The 20,449-nt window shown below is 35.0% G+C and carries 19 protein-coding genes; 15 read left to right on the top strand and 4 right to left on the bottom strand.

The features are described from left to right. The first annotated feature begins 218 nt into the window (after positions 1-218). The 5 genes from DFR56_RS12190 (at position 219) to DFR56_RS12170 (ending at position 5,205) form a co-directional block, all read left to right on the top strand. Complete coding sequence (locus DFR56_RS12190) at positions 219-1,232, top strand: PstS family phosphate ABC transporter substrate-binding protein (protein WP_110395718.1); 1,014 nt, start codon at positions 219-221, stop codon at positions 1,230-1,232. A 34-nt stretch (positions 1,233-1,266) separates the two neighbouring features. After that, positions 1,267-2,211 carry a phosphate ABC transporter permease subunit PstC gene (pstC, locus tag DFR56_RS12185; protein WP_110395717.1) on the top strand — a complete coding sequence of 315 codons (945 nt, stop codon included), beginning with the start codon at positions 1,267-1,269 and terminating at the stop codon, positions 2,209-2,211. A 63-nt stretch (positions 2,212-2,274) separates the two neighbouring features. Further along, complete coding sequence (pstA, locus tag DFR56_RS12180; protein ID WP_242694576.1) at positions 2,275-3,123, top strand: phosphate ABC transporter permease PstA; 849 nt, start codon at positions 2,275-2,277, stop codon at positions 3,121-3,123. Positions 3,124-3,781: 658 nt separating this feature from the next. After that, a complete protein-coding gene (gene pstB / locus DFR56_RS12175; protein WP_110395716.1) occupies positions 3,782-4,615 on the top strand; it encodes a phosphate ABC transporter ATP-binding protein PstB in 834 nt (277 codons plus the stop codon). A gap of 263 nt (positions 4,616-4,878) precedes the next feature. Continuing rightward, positions 4,879-5,205, top strand: coding sequence for a DUF1093 domain-containing protein (locus DFR56_RS12170; protein ID WP_110395715.1), 327 nt, complete (start codon positions 4,879-4,881; stop codon positions 5,203-5,205). Between the two features lie 206 nt (positions 5,206-5,411). Here DFR56_RS12170 and DFR56_RS12165 read toward each other — a convergent pair whose 3' ends face one another. From DFR56_RS12165 to DFR56_RS12150, 4 genes are read right to left on the bottom strand one after another with little or no spacing between them, the layout of a single operon-like run. Continuing rightward, the gene (locus DFR56_RS12165; protein WP_110395714.1) at positions 5,412-6,116 is read right to left on the bottom strand and encodes a LutC/YkgG family protein; all 705 of its coding nucleotides are present in this window, start codon (positions 6,114-6,116) and stop codon (positions 5,412-5,414) included. Next, positions 6,117-7,538: a LutB/LldF family L-lactate oxidation iron-sulfur protein gene (locus tag DFR56_RS12160; protein WP_110395713.1), complete on the bottom strand. Its 1,422-nt coding sequence runs from the start codon at positions 7,536-7,538 to the stop codon at positions 6,117-6,119. Between the two features lie 15 nt (positions 7,539-7,553). Next, on the bottom strand, positions 7,554-8,270 hold the full coding sequence (locus DFR56_RS12155) for a (Fe-S)-binding protein (protein ID WP_110395712.1): 717 nt from the start codon (positions 8,268-8,270) through the stop codon (positions 7,554-7,556). 18 nt (positions 8,271-8,288) lie between these two features. Further along, complete coding sequence (locus tag DFR56_RS12150; protein WP_110395711.1) at positions 8,289-8,987, bottom strand: FadR/GntR family transcriptional regulator; 699 nt, start codon at positions 8,985-8,987, stop codon at positions 8,289-8,291. A 708-nt stretch (positions 8,988-9,695) separates the two neighbouring features. Here DFR56_RS12150 and DFR56_RS12145 point away from each other — a divergent pair. From DFR56_RS12145 to DFR56_RS12100, 10 genes are all read left to right on the top strand, one after another. Further along, positions 9,696-10,391: a GntR family transcriptional regulator gene (locus DFR56_RS12145; RefSeq protein WP_110395710.1), complete on the top strand. Its 696-nt coding sequence runs from the start codon at positions 9,696-9,698 to the stop codon at positions 10,389-10,391. Between the two features lie 21 nt (positions 10,392-10,412). Next, entirely contained in the window at positions 10,413-11,543 is a 1,131-nt protein-coding gene (locus tag DFR56_RS12140; RefSeq protein WP_158525624.1) for an aminotransferase class V-fold PLP-dependent enzyme, read from the top strand. Next, positions 11,536-12,009 carry a RidA family protein gene (locus DFR56_RS12135; protein WP_110395708.1) on the top strand — a complete coding sequence of 158 codons (474 nt, stop codon included), beginning with the start codon at positions 11,536-11,538 and terminating at the stop codon, positions 12,007-12,009. Before DFR56_RS12140 ends, DFR56_RS12135 begins: the two co-directional genes overlap by 8 nt. 22 nt (positions 12,010-12,031) lie before the next feature. After that, on the top strand, positions 12,032-12,877 hold the full coding sequence (locus tag DFR56_RS12130) for an amidohydrolase family protein (RefSeq protein WP_110395707.1): 846 nt from the start codon (positions 12,032-12,034) through the stop codon (positions 12,875-12,877). A 1-nt stretch (position 12,878) separates the two neighbouring features. Then, positions 12,879-13,673, top strand: a complete 795-nt coding sequence (locus DFR56_RS12125) for an SDR family NAD(P)-dependent oxidoreductase (RefSeq protein ID WP_110395706.1) — start codon at positions 12,879-12,881, stop codon at positions 13,671-13,673. Between the two features lie 17 nt (positions 13,674-13,690). Then, a complete protein-coding gene (locus DFR56_RS12120) occupies positions 13,691-14,722 on the top strand; it encodes a sugar ABC transporter substrate-binding protein (protein ID WP_110395705.1) in 1,032 nt (343 codons plus the stop codon). 20 nt (positions 14,723-14,742) lie between these two features. Further along, complete coding sequence (locus tag DFR56_RS12115; RefSeq protein ID WP_110395704.1) at positions 14,743-16,845, top strand: glycoside hydrolase family 20 zincin-like fold domain-containing protein; 2,103 nt, start codon at positions 14,743-14,745, stop codon at positions 16,843-16,845. A gap of 175 nt (positions 16,846-17,020) precedes the next feature. Further along, a complete protein-coding gene (locus DFR56_RS12110) occupies positions 17,021-17,929 on the top strand; it encodes a polysaccharide deacetylase family protein (protein WP_110395703.1) in 909 nt (302 codons plus the stop codon). A 28-nt stretch (positions 17,930-17,957) separates the two neighbouring features. Beyond that, on the top strand, positions 17,958-19,475 hold the full coding sequence (locus DFR56_RS12105; RefSeq protein WP_110395702.1) for a sugar ABC transporter ATP-binding protein: 1,518 nt from the start codon (positions 17,958-17,960) through the stop codon (positions 19,473-19,475). Continuing rightward, positions 19,475-20,446, top strand: coding sequence for an ABC transporter permease (locus DFR56_RS12100; RefSeq protein ID WP_110395701.1), 972 nt, complete (start codon positions 19,475-19,477; stop codon positions 20,444-20,446). Before DFR56_RS12105 ends, DFR56_RS12100 begins: the two co-directional genes overlap by 1 nt. Positions 20,447-20,449: the final 3 nt, after the last annotated feature.

Below are 20,449 nucleotides of genomic sequence, written 5' to 3'. Positions count from 1 at the left end.
ATCGTTATCAGAACCGATAAATATAAAAAGTTTCAGAAATACAATAGGGGTTGTTGAACGGTAGGATGGTGCGCATTTTAGGTGTCCAAGAGACCGTACAATAGGTGTTTTTATAAATTTACATTTAATTTACTTTAAATTAATCATTAATAAACAATCCAATTTTATACTGTACTTGAGTTAAAAATTTAACATTCTCAAAGGAGAGGAACAAAAGCATGAAGTTTAAGAACAGTTGGAAATTATTTTTAGTAGGAATTTTGGCAATTATTTTGATAGCTTGTCAGAATTCAAATGAAGAAGAAACTGGAAAAGAAGAAGACACTGAAAGTCCAGAAGAAACTGAAGTAGCAAACGAAGAAGCTTCAGATGAAGCTGCTGATTTAGAAGGTAGTGTAGTAATTGACGGTTCTGGTACAGTGTATCCACTCATGGCTAAACTTGCAGAAGAATATATGACAAATGAGCAAGAAGGCGTATCTGTAGAAGTAAGTAGAGCCGGAACAAGTGCTGGTTTTGAAAAGTTCCTCGTTGAAAATGGAACGGACTTCAATGATGCATCAAGACAAATTAAAAATGAAGAGGCAGAAAAAGCAGAAGAGTTAGGAATCGAAGTAAAGGAATTAAAAGTGGCTTTAGATGGACTAACTTTCGTTATTAATAAAGAAAATGATTGGGCAACTGAAATGACAGAAGAAGAATTAACAAAGATCTTCTTAGCTGATGGAGGAATGACAAACTGGTCTGATATTAACCCTGACTGGCCAGATGAGAAAATTAATACGTATGGACCGAACGAAAACCATGGAACATATGAATTCTTTTTTGAAAATGTTCTTGAAGAGCAAGATTTAGTAGACGATGTTGATTTACAACAAGAATATTCAACATTAGTAAATTTAATCGCTGATGACGAAAATGGCATTGCATTTTTCGGATTTGGTTATTATGTGAACAATGAAGACAAGTTACAAGCAGTAAGTGTTGACTTTGGAGATGGAGCAGTTGAACCATCACTAAACACAATTGCAGAAGACGGTGACTATGCAGCATTTACACGACCAGTATTTACTTACTTGAATGTAAATAATGCAAAAGAAAAACCACAAGTTCTAGACTATGCAATTTATGCAATGGAAAATATAAACGAATTTGCTGGTGAAACTGGATTTGCTCCAATTCCAAGTGGAGAAGTGCAAGAAAACTTAGACTTTCTATTTGGTCTTCAATAAAGAAGACGAATAGAAAGGAGGAGGTGGTGGGAACGTGAGTGAAAAAAAGAAAAAACAAAACGTCCGCCAATTAATCGAAGAAAAAAATAAATCGCAAAATTTCAATAGAAAACTGGAAAAATCCATTCCAGTTCTCTTGTTTTTAATTGCAAGTTTATCTGTACTTACCACAATTGGCATTGTTTATATTTTGGTGAGTGAATCGTTTCACTTTTTCAAAGAAGTTTCCATCGTATCATTTTTCACGGGAACGGTCTTAAAACCATTAAGTCAAAATCCACAATTTGGAGTACTGCCATTATTAATGGGAACATTAACTTCGACGTTTATTGCTATTTTAGTAGCTTTACCGATAGGTTTAATGTCAGCAATATATCTAAGTGAATATGCACCTAACAATGTGAGAAAAATATGTAAACCAATTTTGGAAGTTTTAGCGGGGATTCCAACAATTGTATATGGATTTTTTGCCTTTACCTTTGTGACCCCATTACTAAAATATGTAATTCCAGGGCTTGATGCAACGAATATTCTCAGCCCTGGAATTGTAATGGGGATCATGATTATACCAATGATCGCATCGTTATCAGAGGACGCGATGACTGCGGTTCCAAACTCAATGAGAGAAGGAGCTCTAGCTATGGGATCAACCAAGCTAGAAGTTGTTTTCAAAGTAATCATTCCCGCTGCATTATCGGGAATAATCGCATCAATTGTTTTAGCTATCTCTAGGGCAATTGGTGAGACGATGATCGTTACCATCGCGAGTGGTAGTTCGAAAAACTTTACATTTGATATTACACAATCCATGCAAACGATGACCGCATATATCGTTGAAGTAACAGGTGGAGATGCACCAGCAGGTTCGACAATCTATTATAGCTTATATGCTGTAGCGATGACTTTATTTATTTTTACACTGTTAATGAACTTATCGGCAACATATATTGCGAAGAAGTGGAAAGAAGAATATGAATGATGAACAGACAATTAGGGGGTGGCTACCATTAAATATATTGACGTTATTCAGGTAGAAAAACGAATGAATATGAGAGTGATGGTAAACACCATAGCAAGAGCATTGTTTTTACTAGCTACCTGTTTCGGTATTATCGTTTTAGCGATCCTTTTATACCGTGTGTTCTCTGAGGGGCTAAGCTGGATAAACATAAATTTTTTAACGAATAAATTATCAACGGACCCAGCAATAGCCGGAATATTAGGAGCCATACTTGGTACCGTTTGGTTAATGATCGTCGTTGCACCAGTAACGATGATTTTAGGTATTGGAACAGCTATTTATTTAGAATTGTATGCAAAAAAAGGGTTTATCCAAACATTAATACGGACGAATATAGCAAACTTAGCAGGAGTACCATCTATCGTGTATGGAATTTTAGGTATGACCGTATTCGTTCGTGCGCTCGGTATGGGGAATATCGTTTTAGCGGGTGGGCTAACGATGTCACTATTAATTTTACCAATTACAATCGTTGCTAGTCAGGAAGCAATTCGTGCAGTTCCTTCTCATTTGAGTGAAGGATCATATGGGATGGGAGCGACCAAATGGCAAACCATTAAAAATATCATCTTACCAGCAGCAATACCAAGTATCCTTACTGGGGCTATTTTATCTTTATCAAGAGCAATTGGTGAAACAGCTCCACTTGTTGTCATTGGGATCCCAGCATTATTAATCCCATTGCCTGGTAGTATTATGGATAAATTTACAGTGCTGCCAATGCAAATTTATTATTGGACTCTCGATTCTACGATGGTGGCGGAATATGCAAATTTAGCGGCTGCAACTATCATCGTTTTGTTAGTTTTATTACTTATTTTGAATATGACTGCAATCATTATTCGAAATAAGTACCAAAAGACATATTGATAGGGGGTGTTCAAAAAGTCTGGTTTTATCCTTCTTTTTGAACATGCACTGGTAGGAAAGAAAAATTATTTACTAAATAACTCAACTTTCGCATAATGAAATGAATAAGAAAGTCTTGGTAGAATTAAATGGAATGAAGGTACAGTGGTCAAGCTGACTTTGGATGATTTATTTGCTCCTAAGTTTAAGCTGATATCCGTCTAGGCTCGCTCCGTGCGGACGCTTTCCGCGGGCAACGCTTCAGCTACCTCAGAAGAAAATCACTTCTTCGGGGATCTTCAGCCGTTGCTTTTCCCGCAGGAGTCGCCGGACTGCGCTCACCCAGACTAGTTTGGAGATATATACTAGAAACATAACTAGAGTGTTAAATCATATTTATCATTCGGAGCAGTTCAAATCCATCAAGACGCCTGTGGGAGGAAGGCCTAGGTGAGATCACGTAGTGCGTCAGCACGAAGGGAGCTCAACAGCCGCCCACGGCAAGCGAAGATGTATTTGGACTGCGGACTTCCAGTAGACATCCTATCAGCTAAATTCAGTTTATTATACCGAGGTTGTCAAGGATATTATTAGAAATACCTCAAGCTTTACCAAGCAAACTGTTTGAACTTATTTTATAAGTACGAAAGTTGAGTAAATAATAAGGAGATGGATATACATGAGTACTTTAACTGCGGAACACCCAAAAGTAAGCACCGCTCCCAAAGTGAAGTTGTTAAAAACGGCTGATACAAACAAAAAAGTAGTTTTTAACACGGAAAACTTAAATTTATGGTATGACGAAACTCATGCTTTAAAGAATATTAATCTTACTATTCGTGAAAAAGAAGTAACTGCTATTATTGGGCCCTCTGGTTGCGGAAAATCCACCTATTTAAAAACATTGAATCGGATGGTTGAACTTGTCCCAAAAGTACGTACGACAGGAAAAATTATGTATAATGAAAAAAGTATTTTTGATCCTTCTTTAAATGTTGAACAACTTCGTACCCAAGTTGGTATGGTGTTTCAAAAACCAAACCCATTTCCAAAATCAATCTATGAAAACATTGCATATGGTCCTAAGATCCATGGCATCCGAAACAAAATGATTTTGGATGAGATAGTGGAAACGAGTCTGCGAAATGCTTATATTTGGGATGAGGTGAAAGATCGTTTGCATGATAGCGCATATGGTCTTTCTGGCGGTCAGCAACAACGTTTATGTATTGCTAGATGTTTAGCAATTGAACCAGAAGTAATTTTAATGGATGAACCTACTTCAGCTCTTGATCCGAAATCTACCTTAAAAGTAGAAGAGCTTATCCGTAATTTGAAGGACGATTATGCGATTGTCATCGTCACGCATAATATGCAGCAAGCTGCGAGAATTTCAGATCGAACTGCATTTTTCTTAGATGGTGAAGTGATCGAATACGATGAAACGTATGAAGTTTTCAATCATCCAAATGACAAGCGTACAGAAGCATATATTAATGGGCAGTTTGGTTAATCTAGTAAATAAAATAAATAGCATCATTCATTAACTATCTTTCAATAGATAGTTTTTATTTTTTCCATAATCCATTATTCGTGTTATGATAAAAATGAAAAATAATGTTGAATTTAATCGAAATGAGTAAAAAGATAAGCCATCATGGCTATTCATCGGCAAATTTTTCCCGAGGTGAAAAATCTAGTAATTTTGACATATAAAAGAACAAATAATTGTTTTTTTCATGTATAATATACTTATCTACTAAGGAGGAACAAGCTATGCGAAAGAAAGACTTAAAAAAACTTCTTATTGCTATGGCGATAATTGGGATTATTGTTATAGGGGTCAATAAATATGTAAATTCTAAGACTATCTTTCAATATGGAATTATTCCAGAAGAAGCTGTGCCTTTAAAGTTTGATCGAGTTGAATATACGATCCCTATTATTGATGAAGAAGGCAATCGGGGAACCCAAACTTTTTCAATGAGCAATACAGTGGAAAAAGGTCGGATAATCAAATTATATGTTCGCAAAAATAAAGTGAAAAAATATGAATTTATTAAAGAAGATGATTTACCGGAGACGGTTAAGAATAATTTGTAAGAAAGAGTAGTAGTTAGTAAGACAAAAGAAAAAAGGACTATCCATTTCGAGATAGACCCTTATAAGAGGTTCTTCAAAAAAGTCCGGTAAAATAACCCTTTGCATTTCCTTGGCAGATAAGCGTATCAACGATTTCTTACTGCTCACTGGTTAAATACGCGACTTTCTGGGACTGAGTATTCTCTCGTCCCATCACTATTATACATTTATTCCACCACTATATAGGTAGCCTTTATAGGTCCATGAACACCAACGACTAAATTCAATTCTATATCCGCACTATTGCTAGGTCCTGTAATAAAGCTAATAGAAGAAGCAATTTTATGACCTGCTTCGTGTAAATCGTGAATTGTTTTTGTAGCTTGAGACATTCTTGGAACAATCGTTTCTTTTGGAATGATTGCAATATAATGTTTAGGTAGTAAGCTGATAGAACGACTATTGTTTTTATCGTTAAATAAAGTAACCGTACCAGATTCAGCAAGTGTCATATCACTAAAGGTAATTCCAATATTAGCCTGTTCCGCAAAAATGACATTTTCTTCCCCTTTGCCACTATTCCAAACATGTATATCGATCTTTTCTTCCCCTAAACGATCAAAAAACGTAGGTAATCCATATAAGTCATTTCGCTCATCTTCCGCTGTAATAATTGATTTTCCACCGTATTCTAAAATTGTTTCGTACAACACGTTAGCTAAAGTATTTTTATTAGTTCTTTTAAACGAAGTATGAATTACTTTACATTGTTTTTCTAATACTTGGATTAATTGTTCTTGTGTACAGCCTTTCAATACGTCCCATTGAGGTTGCTTCCTCCATATTGGTTTCGTTACAGCACTTTTTTTTCGAGGGCGATTTAGTTTTGCGGCAACATTATTTAAAAAGCTTTCTCTATGTTGAATCGCCATTTAATCGCTTCCTTTCTGTCTAGTTTTATACCACGAACGGAAAGACTGTTTACTAGGAGTAGGGAAATCACGACTATCTGTCCAACCTTTTAATGGTCCAGGTCCATTTGTTACCTTCTCTTCTTTTGACCATGGTTTTAGGAGTGGACGTGCTATTTTTGTACTAAGTTTATATGCTGCTGGAGTTGATGCCCATTTTGCAAAACTATTCATTATTATTTTTTCAGATATAGGTGCTTGATCCTCTTTTTCCACAATGATTTCACGATGCCTGATTAATAACTCATGGAGTGGAATTTTTACAGGACAAGCTTCTGTACAAGCAGCACAAAGGGATGACGCATATGGAAGTTCGTGATGATCTTCATACCCATCAAGAAGCGGGGTAATGACGGCTCCAATTGGTCCAGGATAAATCGAACCATATGCATGACCACCGATATGACGATAGACAGGACAAACGTTAATACAAGCAGCACAACGGATGCAGTGAAGGGCTGACTGAAATTCCGTACCTAATATGTTTGATCGCCCATTATCGACAATAACGAGATGAAATTCACTCGGTCCGTCAATCTCTCCCTTAAGCCTTGTTCCCGTAATGGATGTAATATAACTAGTTAGTTTTTGACCTACTGCTGCTCTTGTCAAAAGACTTACCAAAATATCTAACTCTTCCCATGTCGGGACAATTCTTTCCATTCCCATAACAGCAATATGTGTATCAGGTAATGAAGTTGTAAGTCTGCCGTTACCTTCGTTCGTTACTAGTGTGATTGTTCCGGATTCTGCTACTGCAAAATTACACCCTGTAATCCCAATATCAGCGGATAAAAAATCTTTTCGCAATTGTTCACGGGCAAATTGGGTAAGTTCTTCTGGATGATTCGTGCCTAGATATCCTTTCTTATCAGCAAATACTTCTCTAATTCTCTCTCGATCTTTATGGAGTGCTGGAGCAACGATATGTGAAGGTGGATCATCATCTAATTGTAAAATCCATTCCCCAAGGTCCGTTTCTACAACTTCAACACCTTCCTTTTCTAAGACATCATTTAAGCCAATTTCTTCTGTCACCATTGATTTTGCTTTAACAACTTTCTTTCCGTTTTTTTCTTGTATAATACGATTAATATAGTGATTTGCTTCATCTGCAGTACGAGCAAAAAATACATTTCCACCACGTTTTTCGACTTGTTCACTTAGTTGTTCTAAGTAATAGTCGAGATTATCCAACGTATGTCTGCGTATTTCTTCTCCCAAAGAACGCCACTCTTCCCAATTCCCTAATCCTTTCTCTGATTGAATACGTCCATCTTTTAAACGTTCTTGGGCGGAAGATACTGCTTGACGCATGAATGGATCTTCTATTCCAGATTTTACTCGATTTGTGTAAGTTTTCTTTCCAATTTGGATTCCCATTTTTCCTGACCTCCTTTAACGGCAATTTAATATTTCAGCAATGTGGATAACTTTCACGTTTTTTCCTTCCCGTGACATCATCCCACCAATATTCATTAAACATGCCATATCTCCACCAACTAAATATTCTGCTTTTGTTTCAGAAATATGCTGTGATTTTTCTGCTGCCATTTCTGATGAAATGGCAGCATTTTTGATAGCGAAAGTACCGCCAAAACCACAACAATTCTCTTTCTTTGGTAGCTCAATTAAGTCAACACCTTTTATGTTTTGAAGCAATATAACGGGAGCATCTTTTACACCTAATATTCTCGTCATATGGCATGATGGATGATATGTTACCGTACCTTTGAAATTCGAACCAACATTAGTAACCTTCAGGACGTCTACTAAAAATTGTGTTAATTCGTATACTTTTTCTGCAAATTCTTTTGCTTTTTCTTCCCACTCTTTGTCACCTACAAATATTTGTGGATATTCTTTAAGCATACTGACACAAGAACCAGATGGCCCGACAATGTAGTGAGCATGCTCAAAACTACGAATCATTTGCTTCATTGCTTTTTTCGATTGTCGTAAATATCCACTATTAAATGCAGGTTGTCCGCAACATGTTTGTGCTTCAGGAAAATCAACATCACATCCAAAACGCTCTAGTACCTCGACTGTATCTTTACCTATATTCGGATGAAACATATCACATAAACAAGTAATAAATAAAGAAACTTTCATCATTTTCACCTACCTGAATTAATTAATATAAGGAGCAAGAGATCTTTCGACCCCTTCTAAATGACTTAACATATATTTTTCTGCTTGATCAGGAAGTTTATTTTTTATTGCTTCATAAATGAGCTCATGTTCTTTAATTAATTTTATTTCGTTTATTTCCGAATCGAACATAATTTTTTGGGCATCGCGAATCGTTTCAATCATAATTTCCGAAATGCTACTTAATAAATTTATTAACATCTTATTTTGAGATGCCCTTACAATTTGATAATGGAAATTAAAATCCGCTTCTTCATCTAATTTGTTGTTTTTTTTCATTTCAATTAACACTTGTTTGATCTGAATCATATTTTCCTCAGAACAATTATGTGCGGCTAAACGGACTGCACCAACTTCGAGTATTTTTCGGACTTGAAATAACTCTTTAATATCTTCCTTCTTCATTAATAAAGCTGTCGTAACGGGTAAAGAAATAGATGAAGCTTTAAAATCAGCAATAAACGTGCCTTCTCCCTGTTGAATATCGACTAAGCCCATCGCCTTTAATCCACTAAGTGCCTCTCGAATGACGGATCTGCTTACATTAAAATAATGTGATAATTTTTCAATGGAGTCTAACTTTTCACCTGGTTGTAGATGTTTTGATCTAATCATGGAAATAATTTGCTCCATTACTACTTCATAATTTTTTTTGCGTTTGATTGGTTCATATTGCATGGAATTGATCTCCTTTACGCTTTAAACATAAGGTCATCAGATGACTAAATATTTAATATAAAGCTTACCTTATTCTACTAAGTACGTCAATATAATAAAACCAATTTTACATTTATTAATAGTAACTCAACTTTCGCACCAATAAATAAGTTCAAACAGTTCGTTCGCTTGGTAAGCTTGAGGTACTTCTAATGATATCCTTGGCAACCTCGGTATAATAAACTGAATTTAGCTTATGGATGTCTACTGGAGGTCCGCAGTCCCAATACATCTTCGCTTGCCGTGGGCGGAAGAATTGATTTTCTTCTGAGGTAGCTGAAGCGTTGCCCACGGAAAGCGTCTGCACGGAGCGAGCCCAGACGGATATCAGCTTAAACTTAAGAGCAAATGAATCATCCAAAGTCAACTTGACCACTGTATCTTCATTCCATTTCTACCAATACTTTCTTATTCATTTCACTATGCGAAAGTTGAGATAGTAAGGTTAGGGGGATGAATTTGACCCATCCATAAAAGGAATAAATTACTTAAAAGCTATACCTACACTCCCACCACATTAAGAAACATCGGGAATTACTCTTTAAAGGAGAAAGTATTGAATCAAAAATAAAAAAATAACACTTGCTTTTTCAAAAAGTAAAGTATAATATAAAGTATAGAATATATTACACATTATATTCTGACAATTATAATCGTGGGGGCGATTAAGTGAATTATCGAAACTTAATCTTGAATAAAAAGAATTTAAGCTATGAGGTTTCACAATATATTAAAGAGCAAATTGTAAATGGTGAAATTGAAATCGGTTCCCAATTAAAGATCAATGAAATTTCAGATCATTTAGGGATAAGTCAAACACCTGTTAGAGAGGCGATTCAATACTTAGTGAGTGAGAACGTATTGGAAAATTATCGAAATAAAGGATACTTTGTTAGGAAACATAATGAGAAAGATATTTTTGAGATTTATTCACTACGTGCAACGATTGAAGGGCTAGCTATAAGACTAGCAGCACAAAGGAATGACGAAGAAGAATTGAACGCGCTTATTGAACTTTTTGAAGAAATGAAGGAAAAGAGAGAAGATCCAGCTATAACATCCATTTCTCATTATTCTACTAAAATCCATGAGGCAATATTAAAAATGTCGAAACATGAAATGCTTATTAATGTAAATGAATCAATTTCTTTTCAAGTTGAAATTGTAAATAGTGTACTCGAAAGAAAGTATACGAAAGATTTTGAAGTGAGTGAGCATGAAGAGTTAATTGAGGTCTTGAAAGAGGGTGATCCTGAAAAGGCAGAAAAGGTAATGAGAAATCATATATATCGTTCGTATTATAACTTTATTGAAGAAAATGAAGGTGTTTATTCTAAGGAACTACTAATGTTTTTTCCGAAATAACGCTTCATAGAAGGAGGAACTGTGAGGAATTTAGCGCAGCAATTTATAGGACTTAATAAAAAAACATACTTTTATACAGGTGCAGAATGCCCTTCACTTTTATCAAATGAAAGCGCTGTGAAGCAATATGTGCAAGATAAAAGCTTAGGAGAATTAGGAAGAAAAAGATTTTATAAAATCGAGAACAAGTTAAAAGATAATTTAGCGAAAATGCTTCATTGTAAGTCGACTGAAATTTCATTTTCTGGAAATGCATCTGAAGCGATGAATAATCTTATTGATTGTTTAGATGTACCAGAAAAAAGTAACATTATTATTAATGATTTAGAATATCCATCTGTCGTTTTTCCTTTACTTAACTTACGTGAAAAAGGTGTTGAGATTCGAACTGTAAATCACTCAAATGGTGAAATTTTACAAAAAGAATTGGAAAAATTAATAGATGACAATACATTTTTAGTAGCCGTAAGTCATGTTAGCTTTGTGAATGGTTACAAGCATAACTTAAAAGCGTTGCGAAAATTAACGAATCGATTTAATGCTTTATTGTTAGTCGATGCAACTCAATCACTTGGAGTTTCTAAGGTTAATAGTCAGTATTGTGACTTTATCATTTCGAGCTCTTACAAATGGTTATTAGGTGCTCACGGAGTAGGAGTGTGCTATGTAAGTGAACAAATGATAAAAGAGTTACACCCACGAAGAGTAGGGTGGCGGTCTGTAAAAGAGATTTTTCATGATGAAAGACTTGAAAAATATGAGTATTCTAATGAAGTAACGAAATTAGAGCTAGGTTATAACGCATACCCCACGATTTATATGTTAGAGAATTCAACAACATTTTTACTTGAAGTCGGTATTGCAAATATTGAACAAAGAGTTGGCGAACTTGGAGACTATTTAATTCAGCAATTAAAAACAAATGGATTTACGATTTTATCTCCTGAACTAGCGGAAAACAGAGGTGGTAATATCGCCTTTAAAGCATTAAATGGAGAGGCTGTCATGACCGAATTATTGAAAGAGGATATCCATGTTTGGGGTGGCGATGGAAGGGTTCGCGTGTCGATTAACTTCTATAATGATGAATCCCAAATAGATCAATTGATGGGTGCTCTTATCGCTTTAAAAGGAGAGATGATTGATGAGTGAAGAATGTCCAATTGAGAAGAGGCTGAAAGAGTTAAATGTTACGTTACCAGGGAAGCGTGAAGTATTAGCATCGTATACACCTGCTGTTAGAGTTGGTCATTTACTTTATTTATCGGGACAAGATTGTAGTGTAAACGGAGAGTTTTTGCACAAAGGTAAGCTCGGTAAAGAATTTACTGTGGAAGAGGGACAGCAGTTTGCTAGACAATGTATGATTAATGCTTTACAAGTGATCAAAGATTATGGTGGTGGATTAAATAATGTGAAACGAATTATTAAAATGCTTGCATGGGTAAGTAGTGCAAAGGATTTTAATGATCAACCATTCGTTATTAATGGCGCATCAGACTTTTTAGAAGAAGTTTTTGGAGAAAGTGGAAAACATGCTCGTTCTGCTGTTGGGACAAATGAATTACCACTTAATATTCCAGTTGAAATTGAATTGATAGTTGAACTAAAAGAATGATGATGAAAGGAGGCTGTGAAATTTGCGAATAGATTCTCATCAACATTTTTGGAAATTATCACGAGGGGATTATAATTGGCTAACACCTGATTTTGGGATTTTATATCAGGATTATCTGCCTAATGATTTGCTTGAAGATTTGAAAAAACATCAGATTGATAAAACGATCTTAGTGCAAGCCGCAGATTCCATTGAAGAGACGTATTATATGTTTGAATTGATGGAAAATCATCATTTTATTGCAGGTGTTGTTGGTTGGTTAGATTTTGAAGCGGATGATTTTACAGAACAATTAAAGCGAATGATGAAGGTAGCAGGTTTTGTCGGTGTGCGTCCGATGCTTCAAGATATTGAAGATGATAATTGGGTGTTAAGAGAGAAAGTAGTAAACAATATAAAAGTATTACATGAATTGCAGATTCCATTGGATATACTCATTTATCCAAGACATTTAAAAGTGATCAAACAATTACTTGAAATGATTCCTAATTTAAAATGTGTCATTGATCATTTAGCGAAACCACAAATTAAGGAAAAACAGTTTGACACATGGAGTAAAGAAATAGCTGCAATTGCCAGTTTTCCGAATGTTTATTGTAAAATATCAGGTGTCATTACCGAGGCGGATCATAAGCATTGGTCTGCCGAAGATTGTCGACAATATATTTTACATTGTATAAATGTTTTTACGGAAGATCGCATTATGTTTGGAAGCGATTGGCCAGTTTGTTTATTAGCAGGGTCGTATTCGGAAGTATATGATACCGCTGATATTGTAATAAAGGATATGTTAGATGAAAATGGGTGGAAGAAATTTTACGGAAAAAATGCAGAAGACTTTTACAGCCGAATAAGGAGAGATAGTTAGCATGGAACAACTAGATGGAAAAGTTGCCTTAATAACTGGATCAAGCCAAGGGATTGGAGAAGCGATTGTTAGGAAATTGGCTGATGCAGGTGCGACCGTTATCATTAATTATCGTTCAGATAAAAGTTTAGAAAATGCAAAGAAAATCGTAGCTGATATTGAAAATGAAAGCGGTAAAGCTTACATCGTGAAAGCAGATATGGCTAGTGTAGAGCAGATTAATAAAATGTTTGATGAAATAGAGGAAAAAGTAGGACAAGTAGATATTTTAGTAAATAATGCAGGTGTTGCTCCATTTTATTCATTTATGAATGTAACAGAAGAAATATGGGATAACACATATGACATTAATGTGAAAGGTTATTTCTTTTGTACGCAGCGTGCAGCAAAATCAATGATCGAAAAACGAAGTGGAAAGATAATCAATATCGCTTCGACGGCGAGTAAAATCGTTACAAGCCCTGTCATTCCGCATTACATTTCATCTAAAGGGGCAATTCATCAGCTAACGAAAGCATTGGCGATTGAACTCGGTAAACATAATATTAATGTAAATGCCGTTGGTCCTAGTACAGTCGATACACCGTTTGTTGCAGATTATTTAAAAGATCCTAAAATTAGAGAGCAAGAAAAAAATGCTAATCCAATGAAACGAATTGGTACAGCAGATCAAATTGGTGATTCAGTAGTCTTTTTAGCATCAAAGCAAGCGGAGCAAATTAATGGACATTTATTAATGGTTGATGGGGGATTAAGTGTGCAAGGTCCACAACCAGCGGATCATATGGAACGATAATAAAAGGGGGAAATATAATGAAAAGAAATTTAATTTTAATCTTATTGGCAATCTTCTCATTAGTAATGGTTGCATGTAGTTCATCTGACAATGAAGAAGGAAATGGTGAAAGTAAAGAGACTGACAAAGATGGCGATGAACTTTTAATTGGTGGAGCAATTATGAACTATGCTTGGCCATGGTTTTTAGGAACGATGGAAGGAATGGAAGAAGAAGCAAAAAATTATGACGATAAAGTAGTTACATTTGAATTTCACGATGGACAAAATGATATTAATACACAAATTAACCAATTAGAAAATATGGCTCAAAAAGGAATTGATGGTTTAGTTATTTTTCCGACGGATACAAAAGCAATCATCCCTACGATGGTAAAGCTTCATGAACAAGGAATAAAGATTGTTGTAGGAGATTATCCACAAACGCCAGATTCTGAAGACGAAATTGTTTGGGAAACGTTTGTAGGACATGATTTTAAAGCAATGGGTGAAGTAGCTGGAAGAATTGCAGTCGCAGACTTAAAAGAACGTGGTATTGAAGAACCGACAGTAGTTTACTTATCTTTACCATCATCTGGTGAAGCATCAAATGATCGTTTTGAAGGATTTTCACAAACAATTAAAAAGGAGTTCCCTAATGCGAATATTATCGAAGAAGGTGACTCGGAAGGAAGCAGAAACTCAAGTCAAACATTATTTGAAAACGTTTTACAACGTCAAAAAGAAGTTGATATTGTTTCAGGTCACAACGATTCACTCGTCCTTGGTGCATATAGTGCAGCTATAAGTTCAGGGAAAGATAAAGACATTCGCTTTATCGGTATGGCAGGAGATAAAGAAGTGTTAAAACATATTCAAGATGGTAATGAGTCATGGATTGGTGAAGTGTTACAAGATCCTGTTGTATTAGGTGAAACAGCATTAAAAGCATTATTGGAATCACTTGATGGTGCGGAATTGGATGAAAGATACCCATTACCAGAACCTGAAGCAATCATTCCAGATAATATTTCGGATTATGATTGGGAAAATTGGGAATGGCTCGGATAAATGATTGGAGGTAATTTATAATGATGTATGGTTTAATACCAATGCCAAAGCATTATAAAGAAAAAAATGAAAAAACAAAAGTATTTCACACAATTAATTTTAGTACAAATGAAGCGTTAGCATTTGATCCTGTAAAACTCGGGAAAATGAGATTTTGGAATTTTGAAGAGATTACTTTTACTGTAAATGAGCAAAGTGATCAAGCAATTGATGTTGTTCTTCGTGTTCAATCTGAAGTACCAGAAGAAGTGGATAGAACTGATTTATATAAAAAGCAAGGATATACGTTAGAAGTAAATCAAGACCAAATTGAGCTTGATTTTATTGAAAAAGATGGTTTTATCAATGGACTATCGACATTAAAACAATTGATAGAAGAGACGGGTGAACAATCATTTGTTCTTAAATCCGCATCAATTATCGATTGGCCAAGTATTGAAAAACGATCCGTTTCGAATACATTTGCATGGTATGCAGGTTACGGAAGACTCGGTTTTGATATGCAGTTATGGGGATTAAAAGAGTGGAAAGAGTATTTAAATATTTGTGCAGACTTTAAGATTAATCAGTTCAACATGTGTATGTATGGCTATTGGCCATTTGAATTTGAAAAATATCCGGAAACAGAATTGAAAAATTATCCAGTTGATGTTTGGAATCAAGAAAGTGATAATTGGATTACGGTAAACTATGTTCATCCGAATATTTCAAATGAATTTTTAACAGAATTATTTGAATATGGGCATGAATTAGGATTTGACTTCTTTGCTTATATCGGATTGAACAGTTATAACGGTGGTTATTCAAGTTTAAATAAAGAAAAGCGCATGAAGTTAGAAGAGGGAAGTAAGTTTGTAAATGATTTTGATTCATTATGTTTAAGTGATCCTTCTAACATCGAATATATTTCCGACTCAATTCAACGAGTAGTCGCACTTGGTTATGATGGAATTGATTTTGAAGAAAGTGAAGAGTCATTTTGGTTCTGTTCTTGCGATGATTGTCAAGAAAACTTTGTTAAAGATCGTACACCGGCTGAAGCAAAACATTATGCAAATTACTATTTATTAAATATTTTGTATAAGAAAATAAAAGAAGTAAACGAGGATTGTGTCGTAGGGTTAAGAGCATGGAGAGAACCTCCTTTAGAAAAAACAGAAGAGTATTTACAGTATGTGAAGAGCCAGATACCCGAAGATGTTGTATTATTCTGGGCACCGGGCCTATATGTTTCGAAAAATGAGTTTCCGAAATGGGTAGAAGCCTTTGGCAAAGAACGTATTTATGCAAGAGATTCTGAAGCGAACTCTGTGTCATCGACGATGGGAAGACTGTATCGTACATTTGAATCAAATGTGTTAAGACCAGAAGAAGAGACAAACCATCAGTTTATCAATAATGATATTAAGCAACATATCGGCTCCGTCGAACTTGGTGTGAAGGGAATCAATGGCTACATGTTCGAATGGTATGGATACTTTATTCATCTATATGCACATGGTTACTATGGTTGGGGTTCGAAGATGGAGGAAGAAGAGTTTTATGAATATGCAGTAAATGCAGTATTTGGCCCAGAAATTTCACAAGATATTCTTTATATTTTAGAAAACATGCTGACGATTCACGAGAGCCAAATGAAAATTTTCCCGACAGAGTTTCCATTTTTAAGAAATAAAGTAGAAACGCGTGATATTCCGACGATAGAAGCAGCGATTGCTGATTGGGATACGATTCAAAGTAAAATTGAAAAGGTGAAAGAGTATGTTCGACATGATCATCGCCTTGCAATGTATTTGAAACATTTTGAAAAGATAGAAATCGGTCATTTGCGAAATAAAGTAATCTATCAATTAAGTTTAGCTTCCATTCAATATGATAATGCGCAAACGGAAGACGAAAAGATAAAGTACCTTCAATTAATGGACAAGTACAATGAAGAAAATTTCGATATTGTAAAACGTGAATATTTTGACGTGAATCCAGTTGCAGAAACAGGTACGAAGGCTTGTATGATTCCGTATCACGAATTAAAGCGTGTTATTCATAATGAACTTGATCCTGCAAATAAGGATGAAGAACAAATTTACTTAGGTGTAGAAGCACTTGGGTGGTTATGGTTGTAATCATGCTTACGTCTTAAAGACACTTTGCTTTTTCTGTAGGTTCGCGGGAACAATTGTCCCGCGAATGTACAGAAGTGATGTGTATTTGGGGCGCTCCTTGTGAATATAAACTTATGCTTCATTTAAATAACAATCATGTTTAAGATAGTCAAAATAACAAATAAGGAGCTTTTTTATGAATCGAGATATACATGTTTTGTTTGGCTTTGATATGGAACCAGATGTTGGTAGTTTTACGCCTTTTTATAAAGGAGTTCGGGAAGCGACGAGTCCCATTTTAGATGTATTTGAAAAAAACAATGTAAAAGGAACATTTTTTTATACGGGAGATGCAGCAGTAAAAAATCCTGAAAGTGTGAAAGAAGTGATTGCAAGAGGGCATGAGGTAGGGTGTCATTCACTCATGCATGAAACGGTCGGTGACCCATTATTCCATGTTCCTCTTGAAACGGCATTATTACCGGAAGAAGTATTTAATCGGATTGAAAAAGCAACAGCACTCGTAAAAAGTGTTTCACAGGAAGATCCAATCTCATTCAGATGTCCACGGCTTTGGGGATCCACGTCAGTTGTAAATAGTTTAGAAAAACTAGGATATATTGCTGATGCGACTTATCCGATGTATTTCTATCGTAAACAGACAAAACCATATTATCCGAGTAGGGAAAACTGGCTCGAAGAAGGAGATTCAAACGTTTTACAAATACCAAATTTCGCAGATTTAGTAATGGAAAGTAATGATGGAGAACTAGGGAGAGATCGGGATCAATGGCCACTTTTTAGAACAGAAGGCGCTGATTACCTCATGCAGAAAATAAAAACGCATATTCAATTTCTCCAAAATAGAAATGAACCGATTGTGCTTTGTTTTTATTTTCATCCATGGGAATTTATTGAGTTAGAAAAATCATATCATTTTGGAGAATGTACTATTATTCCAGATGAGTTTATTACGAAAAACTGTGGTGATTATGCGATGGAACAGTTCGACCTTCTTATCCAGCAATTACTAAGTCTTGGTGCAACGTTTCATAGAATAGATGAGTTTGCAAAACAGTGGAAGCAAAATGGAGTAATAAGATGATTATTACGCTTCGTAAAGAGGGATTATCATGAGCGATTTAAATAATAATATGGATAAAAGAACACCATTAGTAGAATTAAAGAATGTTTCAAAATCATTTCCAGGAGTAAAAGCATTAGAAAACGTTTCTTTTACAATTTATCCTGGAGAATGTCTAGCACTTGCAGGTGAAAATGGTGCAGGTAAATCAACATTGTCAAAAATTATTTTGGGAATCTATACTCCAACTGAAGGAAAAATTTTAATTCAAGGAAAAGATGAAACTGATTCTTACCATATTAAAGACGCACAAAACTATGGATTAAATGCAGTCCATCAAGAGTTACAACTTGTGCCTGAATTAACTGGGTATGAAAATATTTTTCTCGGTAATTTTGAAGCAAAAGCAGGGTTTATTGGGAAGAAAAAAATGAAGGCAAAGGCGAGAGAGGTTCTTGCGTTTTTAGAAATGACTATCAACCTTAATTGTCCTGTGAAAAATTTAAGAATGGCTGAACAACAAATCATTCAGCTGGCAAAAGCACTTGTATTAGAATCAAAACTAATCATTATGGATGAATTGACGGCCGTGCTTCAAGAAAAGGATATCCAAAATATATACAGAATCGTTAATATATTAAAGGAACGAAAAATAAGTATTATTTATATTTCACACCGTTTAGATGAAATTTTTGAAGTATGTGATACGTATACAGTCCTTGTTGATGGAAAAATGACTGGAAACGGGTATGTAAAAGACATTAATAAAGATCAATTAATTGAAAAGATAATTGGTAGAGAGCTAACACAAGTGTTCCCTCATAAAAACTTTGTAGAAACAGATGAAGTTGTTTTAAAAGTAAATAATCTAACTTCTCCTGTATTCAAAGACATTCATATTACATTAAGAAAAGGGGAAATTCTCGGAATTGCTGGACTTGTAGGTGCCGGAAAAACGGAGTTACTTAATGCTATTTTTGGAAATCATCCTACACATAGTGGGACGATTGAAGTGCATGGAAAAAACGTTTCGATTAAATCGCCTTTAGATGCAATTAAACATGGGATTGGACTTGTTCCAGATGAACGAAAAGCGCTTGGATTGGCGATGAATTTTGATATTAAAACGAATATGACTTTGGCGTCATTAAATGAGTTTTCCAATATATTTATGCAAAAGAAAAAAGAACGCGCGATTAGTTTAGAAAATGCGGACCGATTGAATTTAAAATATTCCAATTTGGATCAATATGTCGTGAACCTCAGTGGTGGTAATCAACAAAAAGTTGTTATCGCAAAATGGTTAATTGCCGATTCAGAAATCCTGATGTTTGATGAACCTACTAGAGGAATTGATATCGGTGCAAAGTCAGAAATATACAAATTGATTACTGATTTAGCGCTCGCTGGCAAATCAATTATTATTGTTTCGCCAGAATTGGAAGAGTTAATCGGGCTTTGTCATAAAGTGCATATTATGTTTGAAGGTAAAATAGATAAATCTGTACAAGGTGATGCTATTACTCAGGAAAATATTATTAACAGTTTACTAGGGGAGAGTAGCTAATGGAAGCGACTAAAAAAAATGTTCTATCGTCTTTTTCAATCTCATCATCAAAAATAAAAGAAGCAGCGATCGTACTTCTTTTTATCGTTATGTTTATTCTTGCTTCTGTATTCGTAGACGACTTTTTTAATTCAAGTAATATTATTAATTTAGTGAGACAGATTTCATTTTTAGCCATAATTGGATTAGGGCAGTTTTTCGTCATTTTAATCGGTGGAATTGATATGTCAGTTGGATCGACTGTAGGGTTGGTAAGTATCGTATTAGCTAACTTAATGAGTGTTCATCAATATCCAATTTTTGTTGCTATTATCATTGTTTTATTACTTGCATTATTTATCGGATTTGTAAATGGTTTAATTTCTGTTTACGGTCATGTTACACCGTTTATCGCAACGTTAATTACGATGATTATTATTAAAGGAGTTAACTATTTATATAGTAACGGGATTCCTATTTCTGGTTTACCGAGCGAATTCAACTTCCTCGGTGCAGGATATGTCGGGCCAATTCCGTTTCCGATTATTGTATTGGTTGTGATCGGTATTTTATGTTATGTGTTAACGACAAATATGAAAGTTGGTCGTAGTTTTTATGCAGTTGGTGGGAATTTAGAAGCGAGTAAACTTTCGGGAATTAATGTAAATAAAATAAGAATCTATGCTTTTATGTTAAGTAGTTTTTTAGCGGGTGTTGGAGCGATTTTAATCACTTCAAGAACGATGAGTGGTCAACCAGCAATCGGTGAATCCATGCTTTTTGATATTATTACCATTGTTGTATTAGGTGGAACATCACTGACAGGGGGAAGAGGAAAAGTTGTTGGTGTTATTTTTGCAGCACTCATTTTAGGAATTATTGATAACGTAATGGTTTTAAAAGGAATCGATGCATATTGGCAGCAAGTAGTAAAAGGAGTCATTTTAGCAATCGTTGTCTTAATTGACTCTCATTCTAAAAAGAATTCGTAGGTG

It is taken from the genome of Pseudogracilibacillus auburnensis, from assembly GCF_003201975.1.
In the GTDB taxonomy this organism is placed as follows: Bacteria; Bacillota; Bacilli; order Bacillales; family Amphibacillaceae; genus Pseudogracilibacillus; species Pseudogracilibacillus auburnensis.
This window is presented reverse-complemented; position numbering and strand designations above follow the sequence as displayed.

Coding starts and splice junctions, on each gene's coding strand:
- DFR56_RS12190 (WP_110395718.1), top strand. CDS start 219: ATGAAGTTTAAGAACAGTTGGAAATTATTTTTAGTAGGAATTTTGGCA.
- pstA (WP_242694576.1), top strand. CDS start 2,275: ATGAATATGAGAGTGATGGTAAACACCATAGCAAGAGCATTGTTTTTA.
- pstB (WP_110395716.1), top strand. CDS start 3,782: ATGAGTACTTTAACTGCGGAACACCCAAAAGTAAGCACCGCTCCCAAA.
- DFR56_RS12170 (WP_110395715.1), top strand. CDS start 4,879: ATGCGAAAGAAAGACTTAAAAAAACTTCTTATTGCTATGGCGATAATT.
- DFR56_RS12165 (WP_110395714.1), bottom strand. CDS start 6,116: ATGGCGATTCAACATAGAGAAAGCTTTTTAAATAATGTTGCCGCAAAA.
- DFR56_RS12160 (WP_110395713.1), bottom strand. CDS start 7,538: ATGGGAATCCAAATTGGAAAGAAAACTTACACAAATCGAGTAAAATCT.
- DFR56_RS12155 (WP_110395712.1), bottom strand. CDS start 8,270: ATGAAAGTTTCTTTATTTATTACTTGTTTATGTGATATGTTTCATCCG.
- DFR56_RS12150 (WP_110395711.1), bottom strand. CDS start 8,987: ATGCAATATGAACCAATCAAACGCAAAAAAAATTATGAAGTAGTAATG.
- DFR56_RS12135 (WP_110395708.1), top strand. CDS start 11,536: ATGAGTGAAGAATGTCCAATTGAGAAGAGGCTGAAAGAGTTAAATGTT.
- DFR56_RS12125 (WP_110395706.1), top strand. CDS start 12,879: ATGGAACAACTAGATGGAAAAGTTGCCTTAATAACTGGATCAAGCCAA.
- DFR56_RS12120 (WP_110395705.1), top strand. CDS start 13,691: ATGAAAAGAAATTTAATTTTAATCTTATTGGCAATCTTCTCATTAGTA.
- DFR56_RS12115 (WP_110395704.1), top strand. CDS start 14,743: ATGATGTATGGTTTAATACCAATGCCAAAGCATTATAAAGAAAAAAAT.
- DFR56_RS12110 (WP_110395703.1), top strand. CDS start 17,021: ATGAATCGAGATATACATGTTTTGTTTGGCTTTGATATGGAACCAGAT.
- DFR56_RS12105 (WP_110395702.1), top strand. CDS start 17,958: ATGAGCGATTTAAATAATAATATGGATAAAAGAACACCATTAGTAGAA.
- DFR56_RS12100 (WP_110395701.1), top strand. CDS start 19,475: ATGGAAGCGACTAAAAAAAATGTTCTATCGTCTTTTTCAATCTCATCA.